Origin of the sequence: Haloferula sp. A504 (assembly GCF_044385805.1) — a bacterium.
In the GTDB taxonomy this organism is placed as follows: Bacteria; Verrucomicrobiota; Verrucomicrobiia; order Verrucomicrobiales; family Akkermansiaceae; genus Haloferula.
Map to the genome: position 1 here is coordinate 1 of NZ_JBISBU010000009.1, position 21481 is coordinate 21481.

At 65.2% G+C, this 21481-nt stretch carries 14 protein-coding genes; 7 read left to right on the top strand and 7 right to left on the bottom strand.

Going from position 1 to position 21481, the window contains the following annotated elements; translation table 11 throughout:
* Nucleotides 1-53 precede the first annotated feature (53 nt).
* Nucleotides 54-536 (bottom strand): hypothetical protein, encoded by a 483-nt coding sequence (locus tag ACG2LG_RS06555; RefSeq protein ID WP_396257423.1) that lies wholly within the window; start codon nt 534-536, stop codon nt 54-56.
* Between the two features lie 9 nt (nt 537-545).
* On the opposite strand from ACG2LG_RS06555, the gene ACG2LG_RS06560 reads away from it, so the two are divergent.
* The gene (locus tag ACG2LG_RS06560) at nt 546-1145 is read left to right on the top strand and encodes a hypothetical protein (protein ID WP_396257424.1); all 600 of its coding nucleotides are present in this window, start codon (nt 546-548) and stop codon (nt 1143-1145) included.
* 28 nt (nt 1146-1173) lie between these two features.
* On the opposite strand, the gene ACG2LG_RS06565 is transcribed toward ACG2LG_RS06560, so the two are convergent.
* The 5 genes from ACG2LG_RS06565 to mutL all read right to left on the bottom strand — a co-directional run bounded on the left by ACG2LG_RS06565 (nt 1174) and on the right by mutL (nt 6920).
* Nucleotides 1174-2211: a hypothetical protein gene (locus ACG2LG_RS06565; RefSeq protein ID WP_396257426.1), complete on the bottom strand. Its 1038-nt coding sequence runs from the start codon at nt 2209-2211 to the stop codon at nt 1174-1176.
* Entirely contained in the window at nt 2208-2759 is a 552-nt protein-coding gene (locus tag ACG2LG_RS06570) for a hypothetical protein (RefSeq protein WP_396257427.1), read from the bottom strand. The genes ACG2LG_RS06565 and ACG2LG_RS06570 overlap by 4 nt, the downstream gene beginning before the upstream one ends.
* 23 nt (nt 2760-2782) lie before the next feature.
* Nucleotides 2783-3703, bottom strand: a complete 921-nt coding sequence (locus ACG2LG_RS06575; protein WP_396257428.1) for a hypothetical protein — start codon at nt 3701-3703, stop codon at nt 2783-2785.
* A 276-nt stretch (nt 3704-3979) separates the two neighbouring features.
* Entirely contained in the window at nt 3980-4756 is a 777-nt protein-coding gene (locus ACG2LG_RS06580) for a hypothetical protein (RefSeq protein WP_396257430.1), read from the bottom strand.
* A 445-nt stretch (nt 4757-5201) separates the two neighbouring features.
* Nucleotides 5202-6920 (bottom strand): DNA mismatch repair endonuclease MutL, encoded by a 1719-nt coding sequence (gene mutL, locus ACG2LG_RS06585; protein WP_396257431.1) that lies wholly within the window; start codon nt 6918-6920, stop codon nt 5202-5204.
* Nucleotides 6921-7157: 237 nt separating this feature from the next.
* Here mutL and ACG2LG_RS06590 point away from each other — a divergent pair, with 237 nt between their 5' ends.
* Both ACG2LG_RS06590 and ACG2LG_RS06595 read left to right on the top strand, forming a co-directional pair.
* Entirely contained in the window at nt 7158-7532 is a 375-nt protein-coding gene (locus tag ACG2LG_RS06590; RefSeq protein ID WP_396257433.1) for a HesB/IscA family protein, read from the top strand.
* On the top strand, nt 7532-8275 hold the full coding sequence (locus tag ACG2LG_RS06595) for a hypothetical protein (RefSeq protein ID WP_396257435.1): 744 nt from the start codon (nt 7532-7534) through the stop codon (nt 8273-8275). The genes ACG2LG_RS06590 and ACG2LG_RS06595 overlap by 1 nt, the downstream gene beginning before the upstream one ends.
* A gap of 6 nt (nt 8276-8281) precedes the next feature.
* On the opposite strand, the gene asnS is transcribed toward ACG2LG_RS06595, so the two are convergent.
* Nucleotides 8282-9649, bottom strand: coding sequence for an asparagine--tRNA ligase (asnS, locus tag ACG2LG_RS06600; RefSeq protein ID WP_396257436.1), 1368 nt, complete (start codon nt 9647-9649; stop codon nt 8282-8284).
* Between the two features lie 152 nt (nt 9650-9801).
* Here asnS and ACG2LG_RS06605 point away from each other — a divergent pair, with 152 nt between their 5' ends.
* The 4 genes from ACG2LG_RS06605 to ACG2LG_RS06620 all read left to right on the top strand — a co-directional run bounded on the left by ACG2LG_RS06605 (nt 9802) and on the right by ACG2LG_RS06620 (nt 21380).
* The gene (locus ACG2LG_RS06605) at nt 9802-11127 is read left to right on the top strand and encodes a UDP-glucose dehydrogenase family protein (protein WP_396257438.1); all 1326 of its coding nucleotides are present in this window, start codon (nt 9802-9804) and stop codon (nt 11125-11127) included.
* A 119-nt stretch (nt 11128-11246) separates the two neighbouring features.
* Complete coding sequence (gene rsmB / locus ACG2LG_RS06610; RefSeq protein WP_396257439.1) at nt 11247-12464, top strand: 16S rRNA (cytosine(967)-C(5))-methyltransferase RsmB; 1218 nt, start codon at nt 11247-11249, stop codon at nt 12462-12464.
* Between the two features lie 112 nt (nt 12465-12576).
* Nucleotides 12577-17961, top strand: coding sequence for a hypothetical protein (locus ACG2LG_RS06615; protein ID WP_396257440.1), 5385 nt, complete (start codon nt 12577-12579; stop codon nt 17959-17961).
* A 107-nt stretch (nt 17962-18068) separates the two neighbouring features.
* On the top strand, nt 18069-21380 hold the full coding sequence (locus tag ACG2LG_RS06620) for a hypothetical protein (protein WP_396257442.1): 3312 nt from the start codon (nt 18069-18071) through the stop codon (nt 21378-21380).
* The last annotated feature ends 101 nt before the right edge of the window (nt 21381-21481 follow it).

A 21481-nucleotide genomic window follows, 5' to 3' on the forward strand; every position in this document is an offset into this window, starting at 1 on the left:
CAGCAGGGTGTAGCCACCCCGCCCTTTCCGTGTTCCGTCTGGTGCGTGGTTCCTCATTGCGATCTCACCACCGTCCGGCTCTTCACGTAGTCACGGCCGCCGATCTCGTAGACCAGCAGGCTCTGAAAGTTCCACACCCTCATTCCCGCCGGGTTGTCCGCCGTCGTTCCGCTGCCACCATCCACGGGAAAGTTGTCCGAGTTGGGGACCCGGGTGCGGATCACCCGCCCCTCGACCGGAGCCCCCCCCGGCAGCTTGCCCAGCGAGACCATCAGCTCGCTTTTGTCCGGGTAGGCCGGCCAAGGGGAGTCTTCGTCCAGCAGGTCGGCGAAGGGAAGGCGTTGGGCCAGGGCCTTCTCGTAGGTCAGGTAGGCGTCGGTCACCGTCTGCTGCAACGTCCACTGCCGGGGCGCGGTGATGTTGATCGACAGCTTCAGCAGCACCAGCGACAGCGCCGTCAGGAAACTCAGCGCATACGCCGCCTCCATCATCACCCAGCCGCGGCGACGCTTGTTTCGCCGTCGATTTGCAGGCATGTTGCCCGCATGTCCAAAGCCCTGCTTCTGCTGTGGCTCCTGCTGGCTTCTCCGCTCGCCGGTCAGGCCGTGCTGGAGCCCCCGTTCGGATTGAAGTGGGGCGACTCGCCCGAACGGCTCCTCACCTGGGCCGACCGGCACAAGCTCGACATCCACATCGACCTTCCCGCAAAGGCTCCCGCGATCCGGATTTTCCGGATCGACCGCAAGGGAGCCCCGCTGCCCGACTCTCCCGCCCGCGCGGTCGAGGCGCGCTTCCACGACGGACGGCTGATCGAGGTCACCGTCCACTACGGCATGCCCGGCGACAAGGCCGAGACGGTCGAAGCCGACTTCAACCGGCTGAAACGCGAGCTGGGAAAGGAACACGGAAATCTCTCCGCGAACCAGCAGGAGCGGAGCGTCGAGGACAACTTCTCCACCCGTACCCTCTCCTTCCATCGCGAGCCCGTGAGGGGGCTGTTCCTCCTCATGGCCTTCACCGAAATCGAAGACCTGCTGCGAAAATCCCGCCGCGCCACCTTCTCGGTGATCTACCGCAACGACAACCTTCGGATAAGGCTCGAAAATGCGGCCCGCCCTTCCGGCGGACCATCCCTGGGGGAATGACGGCCGGATTTTCATCATGGGATTGGGATTACTCGACGGTGGTCACGCTGCCGTTGACCTCGATGTCGCGGTTGATGTTGAAGGTGACGTAGTCGAGCCGGTCGACGCCGAAGGGCGTCGCCGTCAGCAGTTCCATCGTGTAGTCGCCGCTGGCGGTGATGATGTTGCCCCAGTCGTCGATCACGAGCGTCTTGTCGTGCGGCACCGAGTCGTAAACCACGTAGCCCGAGCCGGGAATGACCGTTCCCTCGGTGCCCAGTGACGGTCCCCCGGGGTAGATCTGCACATAAGTCCGCGAGTCGGGATAAAGGTCGTTGAGGGTGATGGTCAGGTTCGGCGTGCTGAACCGCAGCTTGTCACCCTCCTCGATCCCGCTGATCGCGCCATCCGCCACCGGCCAGATCTGCACGAACATCGATGCAAGCTGTGAAGCCGGGGCCTGGTAATCGTCCAGTGAGAAGACCGAGAACCGCTCCTCGCCCCGCACCTTGGACCGGTCGGGCCCGGGGATCGAACTCACCGTGTAGCTCAGCCGGTGGATCGCGTTGTCCACCAGCGAGACCTGATGGAAGAGGGTCGCCTGGGTGCGGTCGATGTTCTCGCCGGTCCCGCCCTCGCCGTAGGACTGCACGTGCCGGAGCAGGTTCACGCTCTTCGACGCGACGGGATCGTCCTCGCCGTTGAGCAGGCCGGAAACCTCCACATCCACGATGAAGGGCTGGTCGGCCCGGGTGCGGGGAATTCCTCCGGTGTACTGGTAGGAGTCACCGGTGCGGATCATCACGTTCGCCACCGGGACGTAGGTGCCGACATACCTGGTATCGAGCAGATAGACCTGCAGCGGGTCGTTCTGGATCGTCCAGAGCTCGAATCGGGCACCGCCGGGATCGATCGGGAGCGGGGAAAACTGCTCGCCGGCCGGGTCGATCGTAACGTCCCAAACCACGCCGCTGGGCAACTGGACCTGGCGCAGGAAATTGGTGAAGTAGTCCTCGGCCTGGCCACGGACATCCGACGCGGTGCCGAGCAACAAGAGCAGAAGGGAGAGTGAATGATGCGTTTTCATGGCTGTTCCTGGTCGGCGATGGAAGGTTCCTCGGGTTGTTTGAGGGGCAGCACCGAGATCGGCCCGCCCCGGTGGGTGGCGACGATGAGATTGGAGCTTTTCGCAATCTGCTCGCTGGTTTCCTCGGGTAGCGGCTTGTTGCCCTCGGCCTCGATCCGGCTCACCTCGATGGTGGAAATCCACCCCCGGTTGCGGGACAAGAAGTCGGCCCAGCCGATGATGCGGGCCTTGGGATCGAGCGTCATGTAGCGCCGGTAGTTGTCCGGCACCGAAAGAATCGCCCGCTTCGGCACCAAGGTGGCGAAGCCTCCGAAGCTGATGATGTCGGACTGCTCCAGCAGATCGACGGGGCGGTTGACCTTCGAGGGATCCTCACCCGTCACCGCCTCCCGGTTTTTCATCGGATCGCGGTTCTGCATCTTCCGCAACTCGAGCGCGAGTTGATCATGCGTGGCCGCATCCCGGTAAACCGGCTTGTCCTTCTCCGCGGCTCCCGCGATCGAGATGCACCCGGCGATCAGGCAGGCATGTCTGATGATTGCTTTCATGATGGTGGTCAGGTCCCGGGATTTCACGGATTGCTCGGTGCCGCGCCGCCGCCGGAGCCCTCGTCATCAACATTGGGGTCGGTGTCGAGGTTGATGAAGGGCGCGCTGCCCGGGTTGCTCGAGTCGATCCCGTCGATGTTGTTTCCGTGTCCGTTGTTGGTCCGGGCCTTGGACTTGAAGGTGCACAGGATGACCATGTCCTGCAGGTCGTAGCCGGGGTCCGACTTCTGGGAGTCGTAGTGCGTCAATTCCATGAACACGATAACGTCCATCGGACCGATGTTCACCCGTCCGTCCGGCCGCAGGTAGGGCTGGAGGAAACTCTCCAGCGACGGCGCGCCGTAGTCGGGAACCTTGTCCGGCGGGATGTCGCCATTGACCAGCGTCCGCACGTTGTCGCCGCCGCTGTCGGACCAGAAAAACGGCCCCCACCCGTTGTAATAGTAGCGCCCGCCGAACTTCAGCTCTTCATTCTTCCTGAGCGTGAAGGACTCGACGACCTGATTCGGGTTGACGTCGAGGTTGGTGCCCCAGAACAGACGATCCCAGCCGTCGATGTACATCCATGCCTCGGTCGGAACGAACTCGAATCCGGCCTGGTTCGAGCGGGTGACGGTCACGCCGGCACCGAGGATGCGGATCTCGCACTCGATGTCCTCGTCCGCCTGGATCGTCGCCGGCTCCTCGATCGTCACATAATCTTCGACGATCGAGGGATAGTTGATCCCCCAGGTCAGGGTTGGGTGGGTTCCGGTCTGGACCATGACGGGGAAGGCGGTCAGCCAACCCGAGGGCATCTCGGGATAAAGCTTCGCGGTTTTCGGGTTGCTCTTGTGGTTGCCGTCGTCCGTGTCGCTCTTGCGCTTGGCGGCGCAGGGTTCGATCGCGATGACCGCAAGGGTGACAAGGGTCGCGGACACCGCGACGCGTTGGCTGGTTTTCATGGCTGGTTTGGGTGTGGGATTGGGAAGCGAAGCGCTTCACGGGTCGGGCGATCGGGACGGATCGCCCGGGAAGACGGTCCGGAGGAGATAAAGGCAGAGAGCTTTCCTGGCTGTGGAACTCGCTCTGCCGGTTCGGGACAGAACCTCTCTCCGGACCGCCGGAAACACCGCTCGGGACTGCGAGCTTCCGGACATCTTCGCTATGGGTGTGGGATCGGTTGGATCAGTAGTGGGCGGGTGTAAGGGTTGGTGGTTGAACAGCAGTCAGGGTGAAAATCACGGGCGCCAGTCCTTCCACGGACCGGGCGGCACGTCATGGGACTCGACGAAACGCCACTGGACGCGCTCGCCGCTCTTCAGTTGCAGGTAGTCGCGCACGGCCGGGCTGAGATCGATGCCGGCACCGCCGTTGCGGTTGTCGCGCGGCTCGGCACCTCGGAAGACGTACTCCCAGTGGTCGGTGTCGAAGGGGCCGACATCCTCCCACTGCGCGTAGCAGACGCGGCCGTCGAGGTGGATCGCGATCCAGCGCCCCTTGCAGACCGACACGCCGTCGCCGCGATAGTCGCGCCAGAACCACGGGATCACTTCCGAGGCCTCGGGCTTGTGACGCCAGTCCGAGCCGATGTCGTTGTAGGGCAGCGCGATGTAGAAGGGATTCAAGCGGGGAACGAAACCGGCCGGCAGGAATCCGTCGCGGCGCTTGGGGTCGTCGTAGCCTCCGAAGTTCGACTCCCAGTTGGGATCCCAGGCGCTGACATCGTTCGGTGTGGGATTGTTTTCCGTGGGCTGCTCGCCCACCCAGAAGATGGTGGCCACCACGTTGCCGCGCCAGGCGGCGGCGCGACGATAGATCTCGTTGTCGTTTTCCAAGACGACCTTGGCGGCCTGCGGAACCCCGAATGGATCACTCAAGGAAGGGAAGGCCTCACGCCGGTCTTCGAGCAGGGCCTCATGACGCTCCGACAGCCGGTCCTCGATCGACATCGATGCCGCCAACTGTCCGATGGACAGGATCAGGGCAAGGGCCGAAGCTGGAACGGAAGCACTCACAGTTTTACAAAAACTTCGCAGATCGTGTGACCTACGTGATCGAGTATGTTTGATTCAGAAATCTAAACAAGAAGTTTCTGATAAAAATTTGAACGCTTTGAATTTCAAGCGGTCTAAGGGGTCGCTCTCAAGGCTGGACGCCCGTCAAATCGGGCTCTTCCGCAAATTCCCGCGAATTTTCAGGCAGACCCCGAAGCCGAAAAACCAGCGAGATCCTTGCAAACTCAAGGATTTCCGGGCTTCGACCGAGGAATCACGGCCGCCCGCCCGGAAAGACCCCCTCATTGCTTGCTGCATTCAACCAGATCCGGCGGGAGGGCTCAATAAAAATTTTAGAAACTCAAACCAAAAACCTTTCCAAACAGAATCCGCCGAAAATTTCTCGCCGACCGCACCGACCCGGTGGATCTCACACTTTTTTGAGAAAATGCGGATTCCCCACCCCTCAGCGCGAAAACCGTTTCTCCAGTTCACTCAGGGAAAACTCGCTCAGGGTCGGTCGGCCATCCGCCGCGCAGTAGGGCAAGTCGCAGGCGAAGAGTTGCTCGAGCAGGGCCGGGGCCTCATGCGGCCCGGGAGATTCCCGGCGTGCCGCCCGGCGGGCAAGGACCGCCGCCACCTTTTCCGAGGCGAACCGCGACGAGCCGCTCGCGCCCTCGGCGAGGTCGTCGACCACCTCCAACAGCAAGGACGCCGGATCCTCGTCGTGCAGAAAGGCCGGAGTCGCCCCCAAGCGGATGCTGCCGTTTCCAAAATCCTCGATCTCGAAACCGGCGGCATCGAAAAGCTCGCGGTGGCGCAGCAGAAGATCGACCTCCCGGGGGCCCGGCTCGATCACCCGCGGAACGAGCAGCGCCTGGGTGGCCACGCCCTCGGTGCCCGCCGCCAGCCATCTTTCATAGAGGATGCGCTCCCGCGCCGCCCGTGGATCGAGCATGACCAGTCCGTCCTCGGATTCCATCAGCGCGAAACGACCCAGCAGCTCGCCGATTTGCCGGAAACGGGGTGCCCTCGGCCCGGGTTTCGCGGTCTCCTCAGCCGCCGGAGCCTCCAATGGCAGGGGCCGCTCGATGGCAGCGACGGGACGCGCGACAAACGATGGAGAAGATGCCGCCAGAGGCTTGGAAGGCGCAGGTTCCTGCCTCGGGCGTTCGATCGCCGCCAGGCCCCGGCGCACCGACTCGGCGACGGCTTCGCGGAGGTCGTGCGGACGATGCAGCCGGATCTCCCGCTTGGCCGGGTGGACGTTGACGTCGACCAGTTTCGGGTCGAGTTCGATCCACAGCCAAGCTGCCGGATGCAGGCCGTCATTCACCGCTCCACGGAATCCCTCGGCAAGTCCCCGGGAGATCGCCGGGTCCTCCACCGGCCTCCCGTTCAGGAACACGCACTGGTGTCGCCTGCCCTTCCGCGCATGGCGGGCCGGCAGCACGAATCCCGACACCCGCAGCCCGCGTCCGCGTTGCTCGGGCAGGTCGATCAGCTCACCGGCCAGCGATGTCCCCACCGCCCAGCGCACCCGGTCCCTGCGCGAACGCCCGGCCGGAAGCTCGAAAACCTGTCGCTCATCCTTCAGAAACCGGAAGCGCACCCCGTCGGCCGCGAGCGCGTGAAGCCTGAGTTGGTGCTCGATGTGTGCCGACTCCGTGGTCTCGGTCCGGAGGAACTTCCGCCGGGCCGGCACGTTGAAGAACAAGTCGCGAACCTCGATCATCGTTCCCTCGGCGCACCCCGCCTCGCGGACCTGCGCCTCCGCTCCACCGTCCAACCGGATCTCGGTTCCGGCCAGATCACCCCGCGGCCGGGTCACCATCCGGAACCGCGACACGCTGGCGATGCTCGGCACCGCCTCGCCACGAAAGCCGAGCGTCTGGATCCGGTGCAGGTCGGCCGCCTCCGCGAGCTTGCTGGTCGCGTGGCGCTCGAGGGAGAGAAGCGCATCCTCCCGCGACATCCCGCAGCCGTCGTCGCTCACCCGCATCAGCGCCGCGCCACCCCGCCGGATCTCGACCAGCACTTCACCCGCACCGGCATCGAGGCTGTTCTCCACGAGTTCCTTGATCACGCTGGACGGGCGTTCCACCACCTCGCCGGCCGCCACCTGGCTGGCCAGAACGTCGGGCAGAATCCGGATCACGGGCACGCCTGTAGTGGAGAGTTCCAAGTTCCAAGTTCCAAGTTCCAAGTTGAGAGTTCGGAGTTCGGGCGGTCCCGGGGGTGGGTCACCAACATTCCGCCTTCCGCCTTCCGCCTTCCGCCTTCCGCCTTCCGCCTTCCGCCTTCCGCCTTCCGCCTTCCGCCTTCCGCTTTCCGCCTTCCGCCTTCCGCCTTCCGCCTTCCGCCTTCCGCCTTCCGCTTTCCGCTTTCACCGGCGGGCATCCGACCGTATCAGTCTCCCGCCATGATCCGCATCAGTGAACCCGCCACCGAAGCCCTGCGCACGCTGCTCCAGAGCAAGAATGCCGGCCCCGAGGCCGGACTCCGACTCGCCGTCACCCGCGGCGGCTGTGCCGGCTGGCAGTATGAGATGAAAATCGCGGAACCCGGCGAAGGCGACCAGGTCTCCGAGACCGAGGGTGGCCGCCTCATCGTCGCGGCCGACAGCCTCGAAAAACTCAACGACTGCGTGGTCGACTACGTCGATTCCCTCTCCGACGCCGGCTTCCGCATTCGCAACCCCCAGGCATCGCGATCCTGCGGCTGCGGCACTTCCTTTGAAACCGAAGACGAGCCGGCGCCCGACCCCTCCGAGGTCGAGGACTGCGGAAAGAACTGATGCCCAAAGAAGCTCCAGTCCGGAGAAAGCGCCGGGGCCACTACTACTGGTGGACCCTCGCCAACGTCCTCGCCGCTTGCGCGGCCATTCTCAGCTGGGTTCTCTGTCTCCATGTCTTCGGGCATCCCGAAATCCCCCGCAACTACGACCTGATCCGCAAGCTCGGGCGGACCGAGCCGGCCGTGGCCTTCACCCTGCAGCAGGCACCGCCCGGCGAGGCGGCCGACCCGCGGGCCCTCTACCGCCGCTACGCCGAGCTCGGGGACGCGGCCACCTCGCGGCTCAACCGGGCGCTGATGCGCAACTATCTCACCGGACTCGAGGAGCCCGGACTCATCCAGTACGTCGAAGGCGACTTCGAGATCACGATGGTCCGGGAACTCGACGCCGACGACCTCTTCGCGCCCGGCTTCGCCGTGAGGGCCCGAGCGATGGTGCGCCCGGATGAGTTCAGCGAAGCCGCCCCATGGCCGGTCACCATCGACTACCTCTTTCCCACCCGCAACACGGTCGCTTCCGGCTGGTTCAACCCCGGCGACCGCCTTGAAGTCTCCAAGGTTCCCAACTGCGCGATGCTCCTGCACGTCGGCCGGAGCGAAGGAGGAGATACGCCCCTCGTCCGGCTCGTGGTCGTGCCCATCGCCGTGGGCGAATACCGGATCGGAAGCGATCGCTCCTTCACCACCATCGCCCCCGAGGTGCTGAATCCCGCCGCCCGCTTCCCGGTGTTTCCGGAGGATTGACCCCGTTCAAAACTCACAGTGCCCCGGCGTGCGGGCGAAGGGAATGACATCCCGTATGTTCTGCATGCCGGTGACGAACATCAGCAGGCGCTCGAAGCCCATGCCGAAACCCGCGTGCGGCACGGTGCCGAATTTACGGGTGTCGACGTACCAGCCGTATTCTTTCTCCGAGAGACCGTGGCGCTGCATGTTCGCGCGCAGCACCTCGAGGCGCTCCTCGCGCTGGCTGCCGCCGACAATCTCCCCGATCCCAGGCACCAGCAGGTCCATCGCAGTCACGGTCTTCCCGTCGTCGTTGAGCCGCATGTAGAAGGGTTTGATCTCCTTCGGGTAGTCGTAAACCGTGACCGGACGCTTGAAGTGCTCCTCGGTCAGCCAGCGCTCGTGCTCGCTCTGGAGGTTCTGGCCGTACTCGACCGGATAATCGAACTTCACCCCCGACTTGCCGAGGATCTCCACCGCGTCGGTGTAGGCGAGTCGCTCGAAGGGATTCGACGCCACGAACTCGAGCCGCTGGCGCAAACCCTTGTCGATGAACTTCTCGAAGATCGACAGGTCGCCGTCCTGATTCTCCAGCGCCTCGGTCACCAGACACTTCACCATCTCCTCGGCGAGGTCCATGTCGCCCTCGAGATCGCAGAAGGCCATCTCGGGCTCGATCATCCAGAACTCCGCGGCATGGCGCGAGGTGTTGGAATTCTCCGCCCGGAAGGTCGGACCGAAGGTGTAGATGCTGCCCAGCGCGCAGGCGAAGGTTTCCCCCTCCAGCTGGCCCGAAACCGTGAGGTGGGTCGGCTTCTCGAAGAAATCGTCGTCGTACGACTGCTTCGCTCCCGAGGTCGGATCGAGGGTCGTCACGCGGAACATCTCCCCCGCTCCCTCGCAGTCGCTGGCGGTGATGATGGGCGTGTGGATGTAGTGGAAGCCGCGTTCCTGGAAAAAACGGTGCACCGCGAAGCTCATCCGGCTGCGGATGCGGAACATTGCACCGTAGAGATTGGTGCGCGGCCGCAGGTGGGCGATCGAGCGCAGGAACTCCGGCGAGTGACCTTTCTTCTGGAGCGGAAAATCGTCGGGCGCCGTGCCCAGCAAGGTCACCGCCGAGGCCTGCACCTCCCATCGCTGGCCCCCGCCCTGCGACTCGACCAGGCGACCCTCCACCAAGACCGAGGCCCCCGTGGCCATCTTCGAGAGATCCTCCGAGCCCGGCGTGCCCTGGTCGACGATCACCTGCAGGCTGCCGAGGCAGGAGCCATCGTTGATCTCGAGAAAGGAGAAGCCTTTCGAGTCGCGGCGGGTGCGAACCCACCCGGCGGCCTGAATCGAGCCGGAAGCCTCCTTGGAATCCAGTAGGTCACGGATCATTGTGCGCATGCCCTTCCCTAGCAAGCGTGGGCCCGGCAGCAAGGGCGGAAGCCCGCTTCCCGCCGGATCGCATCGCCGCCAGAAACTCGGGCTTCCCGGCGGCCCGGCCTTGAATGGCCGGATCCGCACTGCTAAACGCCCCCCCGTTCCCCTCAGCGTCCATGAACATCACCATCATCGGCACCGGCTACGTCGGGCTTACCAGCGGCACCTGCTTTGCGGAGGTCGGTCACCACGTCACCTGCGTCGACAACAACCAGGAAAAGATCGAAACCCTTCTCCGCGGGGAAATTCCGATCTACGAGCCGGGTCTTGCCGACCTCGTGAAGGCCAACGTGGACAGCGGACGCCTCAAGTTCACCACCTCCACCGAAGACGGGGTCAAGTCGGGTGACATCATCTTCATCGCGGTGCCGACCCCGCCCCAGCCGGACGGCTCGGTGGATCTTTCCTTCATCGAGAAGGTCGCCCGTGAGATTGCCGAGTGCCTCACTCCGGAGCTCGGCTACCGCGTGATCGTCGACAAGTCCACCGTGCCGGTGAAGACCGGCGACAAGGTCAAGCAGACCGTCCGGCGCTACGCCCCGGATGGCGTCGAGTTCGGCGTCGTCTCCAACCCCGAATTCCTGCGCGAAGGCTGCGCCGTCGAGGATCTGCTTCACCCCGACCGCATCGTCATCGGATCGAACGACGAGAAGGCGCTGGCCCTGATGCAGAAGCTCTACGAGCCCTTCGTCGCGCCCGTGCTGGTCACCGACATCAATTCGGCCGAACTCATCAAGCACGCGGCGAACTCGTTCCTCGCACTGAAGATTTCCTACATCAACGCCGTCGCGAACATCTGCGAGGCCTCGCACGCCGACGTCGAGAAGGTCGCCGAGGGAATCGGCATGGACAAGCGCATCGGTCGGGCCTTCCTCAACGCCGGCCTCGGCTATGGAGGCTCCTGCTTCCCGAAGGACATCAAGGCCTTCATCGCCATCTCCGAATCGCTCGGCCAGCCTTTCGACCTGCTCAAGGAGGTCGAGCGCATCAATGCCGACCAGATGAACCGCTTCCTCGACAAGATCCGCGAAAAGCTGTGGGTCTTCCGCGACAAGAAAATCGCCCTCTGGGGACTGGCCTTCAAACAGAACACCGACGACGTCCGCGAGTCGGTCGCCATCCGAATGGCCAAGGTCATGCTCAAGGAAGGCGCCCGCGTCATCGCCAACGATCCCCAGGCAATCGCCACGGCCAAGAAGTTCGGCGAGTTCGAGGGTGAGATCGACTACACCCCGGACATGTATGCGGCTCTGGATGATGCCGATGCGCTGGTCATTGCCACCGAATGGCCGCAATACGCCAACGCCGACCTCACCGAGATCGCCCGGCGCCTGCGCACGCCGCTCGTCTTCGACGGCCGCAACCTGCTGGATCCGGCAGACACCAAGGCCGCCGGCCTCGAATACGAGTGCATCGGTCGCGCCGCGGTTGACGCGAGTTGAGAGACAGAAGACTTCAAGACAGAAGACTTGAAGACGGAAGACGGAAGACGTGAACTGTCGGTCCTTGCCGGAGATCTCCAGTCTTCTGTCTTTTCATCTTCCGTCTTCAGTCTTTTTGAATGAAATCCCCCCGCCGCGCCGCCGTCTCCATCCTCCGGGCCTGGGGCAAGGGCCATGCCTACGCCGACAGCCTGATCGAGCGCCACGCGTCCCGCAACGAGCTCTCGGCGGCCGACCGTGGACTGCTCAATGCCATCGTCCTCGGCGTCTTGCGGCACCGCCGCCTGCTCGATGAGTGGATCCGTCGCCTCCGAAAGGGCAAGCTCGACCACGAAACGCGCGACATTCTGCGGGTCGGGCTCTGCCAGCTCTTGATTCTCCGTCTGCCCGATCACGCCGCCGTCTTCGAAACCGTCGAGCTTGGAAAAGCACCGGTGCGAGGGCTGATCAATGCCGTGCTCCGGCGCGCCGTCGCCCAGCGCAACAAGCTCCTCGAGCTCGACGAGCTCCCGCCCGCCGTCGCCTTTTCGCATCCCGACTGGCTCTTCAACCGGTGGAAGAAGCGCTTCGGCAAGGACAAGGCCATCGAACTGATGGCCTTCAACAACGCCCCACCTCCGACCATCGCCCGGGTCAATCCACTCGTTCGGACCGCCGATGATGAAATCGGCATCCCGACCGGCCTCGAAGGCTACTTTGAGATCGAAGGCCCCGTTCCCCGCGATCTGCTCAAGGATGGCGCGATCTACATCACCGATCCGGCCACCCGGCACTGCGTCGAATTGCTCGACCCGAAACCCGGCGAGCACATTCTCGATGCCTGCGCCGCCCCGGGCGGCAAGGCCTTCCTGATCGCCGCGGCGCAAGGCTCCGGCGAGACGCTCACGGTCACCGATTCCAACGAGAAGCGCCTGCCACGCCTGCGGGAAAACCTCGAACGCCTCCACATCCGGCCGGCCGAGGTGGCCTGCCACGACTGGACGCAACCCGCCCCCGAAAAGTGGCACCAGGCCTTCGACGCGATCCTGCTCGACGTGCCCTGCTCCAACACTGGAGTGCTTCGCCGCCGGGTCGATGTCCGCTGGCGTCTCCAACCCGAGCAGATCGACGAGCTGGTCAAGATCCAGCGCAACATTCTCGAAGCGGCCCTTCCCTGCCTCAAGCCCGGGGGGCGTCTCGTTTACTCGACCTGCTCGATCGAGCCCGAGGAGAACGAGGAGCAGATCGAGCGATTCCTCGCCGGTCACCCGGGGCTTGAGCCAGCCGGCACTCGCCAGGCCCTGCCCCAGCGCGACGGCACCGACGGAGCCTTCGCCGCGATGCTCCGGCGACTCTGAGCGATCCCGGTCGGGCGACCGACCGATCGCCGCAAGGGCCAATTTGGGCTTCCTCCCTCCACGTGAAGCCCCTTAAATGGAGTGATACTGCCGTCAATCATTGCTTTTCCGCATGAAACGCCTCGCTCTCTTCACGTCCCTCCTTCTCTCGCTGCCGGCACTCGCCAGCTTCACTGAAACCATCGTCAGCTTCTCGATCACCAGCGGCGACTACCTGATCGATTCCGACGCCTCACGCGGGGCCACCTACGATCGCGACGAGATCGCCGTCCAGGCGAGCATCAACTTCACCAGCACCGGACCGGGCAGTTCCAATTACCGCTGCGACTACCAGCTCTATGACTTCAACGACAACCTGGTGATGCTCGACGACGGCGCCGGCAACCCGGTGGCCTCCGTGCAGGGAACCTCGTTTGCGGTCACCGCCAGTTCGGGCCGGGTCGTCTTCGACCGTATCAAGCCGGCCGCCACGCTTGAGTCCGGCAAGCTCTACTACGTCCGCCTGCTGCTCAAGGAACAGACCGCCCCGCTGGTCTACGCCACGGTCGCCCAGGAGGACACGGCGTGGAAACGGATCATTCATTTCACCAACACCACCTCGGCCGACGCCGCCGTCAACGTCCGTTCCTACATCGATTCGGTGCAGTGGGTGAAGCGCTTCGCCTGCGACACCGATCCGGCCAACGACCGCTTCGTCGCCTCGGCCACGCTCAAGCTCCACCGCTACGACGCCTATCTATCCGCCTCGCCGACCACCGACATCATCCCCCACCACATCACCTACGAGTTGGTCGAGGCCTTCACCCAGAACGTCGTCGCCATCGCCGGCACGACCACCGGCCCGGGCTACAACCTCGACCAGCACGACAACTCGGGCACGATCGAGGCCCCCGCCATCCGCACCGTCACCCGCGAGTTCAACGTCAATCCCGACGTCCAGCTCGATCCCATCAACAAGACCTACTACGTCCGCTGCACGTTGAGCCACGAGGAGGTGCCCGGCGACCCCTACGTCACCGACGACGGCCCCTACGCCGGCCCGGCTTCGACCCTCCTCCACTACAACGGCCGCGTCGTGGCGAACAACGACACCGACGAACTGGTCCTGACCTCGATCACGAACGACCCCTTCACCCGCGGCTACACCGACCTCGGCGACCACTACGCCACCATCGTCGAGGTCGGCGAGTCGCACGTTCTCAATAACGACGACTTCTCGGTCGATTGGGGAGGAATCGAGCATTTCCTGCTGCTCTACGACGACGGCACCGCCTACTACGACAGCGCCACGGCTCTCGACGTGACGGCTCCCGACGACCCCGACGTCGGCTCCACCGCCAACGTCCGCTTCCGCCGCGAGGCGATGTTCTTCGACATCAACGGGCTGCAGGGCAACGTGAAGGTTTTCCTCCCCGCGGGCATGGGCGCCTACCTCGGCGATCCGACCGCCCCGTCCAACCATGTCCTCGAGTCCATCCTCGACACCGGTGCCCGCCACTTCACCCAGGAACTGCGGCCGGAAGCCACCGCGATCTCCATTCCCTCGCCGAACCCCGGCGAGGTCTGGCACCTCCGGGAAGAATCAAAACCGGTCGAGATCACCTGCCTCAACGTCCTCTGGAACGTCGACACCGGCGAGTTCGCCGGCGGCGTGCCTGTCCCCGGCAGCGACCGCTGCCGCTACGTCCGGCGCTTCGAGATGGACTTCCTCGACGCGACCCCGATCCCCGCCGCCGACAAGGAACTGCATTCCAACGAACTCTACTACAACCACGTCGGCCCGACTCCGACCGCCGCCACGACCTGGGCCGCCGACGCCGACGGCGTGGCCGAAATGACCACCACCCTCGCCATCGATCCCGGCTCGTTCTCGACCCACTTCCCTTTCGACGCCGAGCTGTCCTGGTCATCGCAGGGCAGCATCGAGATCGCCGGTGATCTCGTCGTTCCCGCCACCTCCTCCCTCCCCGGCGCGGCGATCGTTTCCATGCCCTACGCCCGCGACTGCGCCGAGGCCTGCGGCACCATCGGCGACGCCACCGTCAAGCTCGACCCCGGAACCGCCGCCTTCGGCTTCACCCGCGACGGCGGCCTCGGGCTCGGCGGCACCTACATCAACGTCGGCTCCCGCCGCGACGTGGTCATGGGCTACATCGACGCGCTCTCGCCCGACGGCTCCGGCAATCCGGTTTATGCCCACGACTCGACCATCTTCCTCAACGGCCGCTTCCTGATGGCCGGGCACCATCTCGACGCCGCGGACTTCACACAGATCAACGACGACGGGCCCGGCGTGCTGCTCAACACCGGCTTCGACCCCGCCAACCTCGACGTCCCCGAGCGCCCCGGCCAGGCGGCCTACCTCGACGGCCTCGGCGACTACCCGGGCATGAACTACCGCGTCTCCGCCGAAACCACGGCGCCGACCGCGGTTTCCGTCCTCGGCGGCGAAACCACGCCGGCCTACACGCTCTCCTCCCGCTCGAAGTACTACACCCGCCAGAGCGGTGTGTCCGGCATCCACGAACCCGACACCAACCCCTTCACCGGCCCCGTCTTCATCTACGGCTACGAGTTCCAGTTCACATCCTACGGCCTGTCCTTCCTAGGCAGCGAGGTTCACGAATCGATCACCGCCGGCAGCCTCGACGTCCCCACGCCGTCGAACTTCACGCTCGCCTTCGACCCGCTCTACTTCAACTGCCTCGGCGGCCTGACCACCGCCGAGATCCCCGGCGGATCCTTCGAGGACGACCTCGATTTCTGGAGCGCCGACTTCACCGGGATTTCCGCCCACTTCCAGCCCGCCATCGGGGCCGACTGCGACCCGTCGGAGGCCAACCTGGTCGTCGGGGTCCGCTCCTTCGCCTCGAACATCGCGCCCGCCCTCGCCGGCTCGCTCGGCTTCCACCCCGACGGCAACCTGATCACCGAGGCCGACGGCCGACTGGAAGGCATCGACTCCCGGCTCAACCTGCCCTCCACCCTCGAGATCGCCGGTCCCGGCAACGAGGTCTACACCTTCTTCCCGACCCACGACGCCTACTACGAGAACTTCGAGCACTCCTCGGAGGTGCAGGGCGACCTGTCCTTTGCCGGCCTGCTCGACGTGCCCTTCTTCGAGGACCTCGAGGTCCATTTCCACACCGGCACCACCGAGGGCAACACCACCGACGCCATCCACATGATGGGCGGCTGGACGTCCGGCGGCGGCGACATCACGGCCTCGTCCTTCGACACCGACAACCGCTCCTACCCGACATCCGACACGCTGGCGAACTACCGCGACCTCGCCAGTGCCGACTATCGGGTCCACGCCGTCCACAACTGGCTCGGTGTGGTCAACTTCGACTACCCGCTCGACTGGGACACCACCACCCGCTCGTTCCGCGCCAGCGCACCGGTCGAGAACGACCTGATGGTCCTCACCACCGAGCACGAGTTGACCTACCTATCCGCCGAGAACGCCGAGCTCGACTTCGGCGCCTCGCTCGACCTCGACGTGCCCGAAATCAACCTTTCCAACATCTCGATCGACCTGGTCGAAAACACCGGCGTGCTCAGCGCGGTGGAGACCGCCATTTCGGAGAATGTCACCGATGCGCTGATCGACGGACTCGACGCCTCGGCGGAGTTGCTCAATGATCGCATGGACGACTTCTACGACCGCCTGTTCGCGGTCTCGGTCGACCCGGTCGTCGACACCCTCCACGCCGAACTCGCCGCCATTCCCGAGGGTGCCGGCACCCTCGCGGCCCGCCAGGCGCTGGTCGAGGACTACCTCTGCACCCGCGTCGATTCCGTCCAGCAGGCGCTCTACGCCATCGACGGCTCGGTCGGCGAGGCCGGCACCATCATCGACGAGGTCGATCAGGCCCTCGCCCGCCTGCAGATCGCGATCCGCACCATCATCGGCCGGGTCGAGGTCTCCGGCGGCGAGGTGGTTCTTTCCACCGGAGAAATCACCGTGCCGGAAGACGCCGTGATCACCGCCGGCGGGGTGCTGGTCGAGGGCATCTTCGCCGATGCCGACGGCGACGGCTACGATCTCGCCGAACTTCTCACCGCGGCGCTGATCGAGGAACTTGCGCCCGACATCGCCGCCTCGCTTTCCTCCGTGCTCAGCGACATCGCCGGCGACCTGGCCGGCCAGCTCGAGGACGAGCTCAACGCGCAGTTCGATGACGCCGGCCCGAGCATCGAGCGGATCAAGGAGGTCCTCGCCGAGCTCCACAACACCATCCAGCAGATCCGCGACGCCGGCACCTTCTACACCGAGATCTCCGACGTCATCCTCGCCGCCACCGGGGACATCGACGCTCTCTGCATCGCCGCCAAGGACGAGGTGAACGGCTTCCTCGGCGACATCGACTTCGAGGAATACACCGCCGACGAGATCAAGACCGTCATCCGCGAAGCCATCCGCGACCAGTTCAACGCCTCGACCGTGATCGCCTCGGTCCAGGCCACGCTCAAGGGCTACGTCTACGACCTCGACGCCGCGATCAACGAGTCCATCTCGTCGGCCTTCGGCGAGGTCAACCGCATCATCACCCGGCTGCTGCAGAACGCGTTGCCGACCGACGGCGCGCTGGCCGACATGCTTGGTGACGTCGCCGACATCTCCGCCGCCGGCGAAATCGACGGCTACGCCCACATCAACGGCGACGCGTTGCGCACGCTGCGCCTCGACGCCGCCCTGCAACTCAAACTGCCCGACGATTTCGAGTTCAATGGCTACGTCGAAATCAACCAGCTCGACTCCGACGGCGACGGCTCGTGCTCCTTCGCCGGCGAGGGTGAATACGCCGCCGAGGTCAAGATGGGGGCGGTCGATGTGCCGGTCGGCTGGACCGGCGACGGCCTGCGTTTCGACGTCGAAACCAAATTCACCTTCGACACCGCCACCGACTTCCGGCTGCGCGGCTTCGGCGGCTCATTCGAGATGACCCAGGGCGAGATTGGCTTCGAAAGCATGGGCATCACCTCGCTCGGAGCCGCCGCCATGTTCGGCCTCGACGAGAACTACCTCGCCGCCCAGGTCGGCCTGAAGTTCGAGTCCTACCAGCTCGACGGCGGCGTCTTTTTCGGCCGCACCTGCACCGTCGACCCGCTGGAACTGGTCGACCCCGACGTCACCAAGGTCCTGGGCAGCCCGCCCTTCACCGGCATCTATGCCTACGGCGAGGCGCAGATCCCCATCGTCAACGCCGGCTGCTTCTTCAACCTCTCGGCCAAGGCCGGCGCCGGCGTGTTCTGGTTCGAGGAGGGCAACACCTACGGCGGCAAGATGGTCGTCGGCGCCACCGGCCGCGCGCTGTGCGCCGTCGGCGTCGGCGGTGACCTCACCCTCATCGGCTCCAAGTCCGGCAACAACTACTCCTTCTTCGGCAAGGGCCGCGTCTTCGGCGAGATCGGCAAGTGCAAGCTCTGCACCCGCTTCGAGGAACAGGTCGAGCTCACCTACAAGAACAACAAGTGGTCCTACGACTTCTAACGGAGCGCCGAATATGAATTCGGCACGCCTCGCCCCTTCACTTCCTCCCGAGAGCACGCTCCGCACCTCACACGCCCAGCCTCAACTCCTTTTCACTTTCCACTCCCATGCGCCTCCTCCTCACCCTGCTCGTGTTCGCCACGGCCGCCTTCTCCCAGGACGACCTGCGTTTCCTGTCCTCGACGACCTACCACGACCCGGCGACCTCGACCAACCACGCCTATTTCATGTGGCAGGCCGAGAACCTCGAAGCCCTGCGCGATCTCTCGCTCGAGGTCTACGCCAAGCCCGGCCAACCGGGCGCCACCGCACCTTTCACCCGCCGTGGCCGCATGGCCTTCCAGACCAACGTCGCCGTCCTCGAGGCCCTGCTCGACAGCCTGCCCGACGCACTCATCGACGCCGACCTGCTCGAAGAACGCATCGACGGCCTCTTCGGTTCGCTCCTTCCCGCCGACGATCTGTCCCTCGCCATGAAGGTCTCCGGTGTGCTCCAGGTTGCGCAAACCGACCCCGCCGTGTTCCGCCGGCTGGTTTTCTTCTCCCGAGCCCATCCCTTCGTCGGCATCGCCATGGGCACCGGCGCCAGCTTCCCTCTCAGCACCCCGGTCACCACCTTCGAGCTGCGCAGCGCCAGCGGCGACGAGGCGGTCGTCGAGGCCCGCTTCACCCTCGATCTCAACAATCCGCCTACCATTCCCGAGCCCGGCCCACCGGTGCACGTGATCGATGAAAGCGCCAGCGGCCACCTCAACGCCAAGATCCGCTGGGGGATCCCCGACGACCTCGCCCGCAAAACCGCGCTGACCTACGGCTTCAACCTCTATCGCCTCGACCGCGCCTTCGCCGAGGGCGCCGGCTACCACACCACCCCGCCCGCGCCCGCCGCGATGACCGCCCTACTGACCTCGAACCCCGCCGAGGCCGCGCTCGTCAATCGCGTCCCGCTGATGCCCATCGCGAACCTCTCGCCGGTCGAAGCCGCCGACCTCGTCGCCGATCCCGACACCGCCTTCATCACCGACGACCGCGGCGTGATGCTCGACAACGCCACCACGCCCTTCAACGACGGCGATGCCTTTTACTACTTCGTCGCCGCCCGCGACATCCTCGGCCGGCCCGGCACCATCTCCGACGGCACCCTGGTCACGATCTGCGACCGCCAGCGCCCGCAACCGCCGATCCGCGCCCGCGTCGCTCACATCCACGACGGCTCGGCCCCGGTCACCGATTTTCTCCGGGTCTCGTGGGAGGGGCCGCGCGACGGCGACGCTCCCGACTTCTACTACGTCTATCGTTGGGAAAACCCGGCCCAAATGCTACAGGCCGCCCACCCCTTCGTGCCGGCCGACCACCGCGTCTCGGGCGTGATTCCACACGATCCCGCGGTCACCCGCTACAGCTTCGATGACAACGGCTCCGGTGCCCCGCAACTCGTTCCCGGCGGCTACCGCACCACCGGCGACGACGGCAAGACCTACTGGTACTCCGTGCGGGCCGTGAAGAACACCGCCTGCGGCCCGCTCTACAGCGGCAACTCCAGCCCGGCCTGGGGCGTGCTCCGCGACCGCATCGGACCCAATGCCGCGGGTGCCTCCTCGGTCGTCGCCACCCGCAGCTTCCCGGAGGTCACCCACAACGACCCCTACACCCGCAACCCGCTTCCCGGCGAAGACCCCGCCTCCTACACCGGCCCCGGACCCTACAAGCTGCGCATCACCGTCACCCGCCAGGACCCCCGCATCGAAGGCGCCATCCTCTATCGCTACGCCCAGGACAACAGCCCCAACGGCTTCTCCCTCACCAAGATCGGCCAGAAGCTCTTCTCCACCGGCAACGACGTTCTCGAGGTCAAGCTCGACGCTCCGGCCGACCTGTTCAGCGGCGACAACGAGGGCTTCATCGCCGTCGCCCGCGACCTCCAAGGCCGCATCGACTACGATCTCGTCCTCGACGCCCAACTACCCGACCCCTCGCCGACCGTCGTCACCGAACTGCCCTTCCTTGCCGACGTCGTCCAGAAAACCACCACCATCACCGGTGGCAGCGTGGGCGACGATCCGGTGCACGACAGCATCGACGAAACCACCGGCGACACCAACCCGGTCGAGGTCACCTTCGATCCCTCGAACGACGCCCGCGAATACAAGCTCTACAAGCGCATCGACGGCGGTGCGCTGCTGCTCGTCGACCAGGGCGAGGTCGAGGACCCGGCGGTGGACATCACGCTTGAGGACGGGGCGCTGCCGGCCAACTCGTCGCAGGTCTGCTACTTCGTCCAGTATTTCGATGAACACGGCAATCCGAGCCCGCTCGCCGATCTCGGTTGCGTGCGCACCACCGCCAAGGTGGATCTGCCCGTGCCCATCCTCGCCCGACCCGAGAAGGCCGGCACCGAGGTCGACCCGCAGGTCACCCTGCGCTGGTTCAGCGAGACCGAGGGCGTCGAACGCTTCCGGGTTTACATCGAAGCCGGCGACACGCCGGTCGCGGCCGACTACTCGCCCGACCTTTCGCCCGTCCTCATCACCAGCCTCACGGCGACCGCGACCACGATTCCGAGCATTCCCACCCTCGGCAGCGGCCGCGCACCGAGCAGCTCCTCCTTCGCCGGCGCGGCCGCTGGCTTCCGCGCCTATCAGACCGGTCGCGTCGGCGGCAACTTCGGCGATCCCGCCGAACCAAACCAGTTCGAGGTCACCTTCAGCATCGCCAGCGGCGTTGATTACCGGTTCTACATCGAAAGCGTCTCCCCTGCCGGCGACACCTCCGGCCCGTCCAACACCGAGCCCTTCACCTGGTCGCCGTCGCCCGCGGCCGTCGGTCCGCTCGTCCCGTGGCCGGCCCGCTCACTGCCGCCGGTCGACGACGCCTTCATCTCCGAGGTCAAGGCCCAGTATGTCGAGAACAGCACCGAGGATCGCTACTACCCGGTGGTGAAGATCGGCGAGATCACCGGCAGCACGGCCCAGACCGGCGCCCAAGTCTCGATCAGCGGTTCGGAGGCGGGCCAGGCCTTCCGTCAGGATCCCTTCTACTACAACGAGAGCGTCACGCTGAACCTCTACACCAGCTCCGGCGGAGAAACCGCGCTGCCCTTCGTCCTCTACCGCTACCAGGTGGCCAACGAGTATTTCCCCGAGGTATCCGGCGATGTCCTCCAAGTCTCGCCGCGCATCGACCGCATCCGCACTGTCGACGGCGACCGCGACGGCATCTCCATCGTCACCATCGTCGATCCGTTCTTCGAGCTTCTCCACGACCCCGAGGAAGGTCACTTCGGTGTCTACGTGAAGGATACTCAGGGTGCCGTCCGCGGCGCGACCTACAAGTACGTCCTCGTCCGCTTCAAGGACGACGGCGAGATCGACCGATCCTTCCCCACCAACGAACTCTTCATCCCCTTCGTCGATCCCTGAAATGAGGAGCGCGGCTTTCCAAGCCGCCGTCTTTCATCGCCCCAACCAACGGAGGTCCCGCAGCTCACCCGCTCCCACCAAATCTTCCCCACTGATCACTG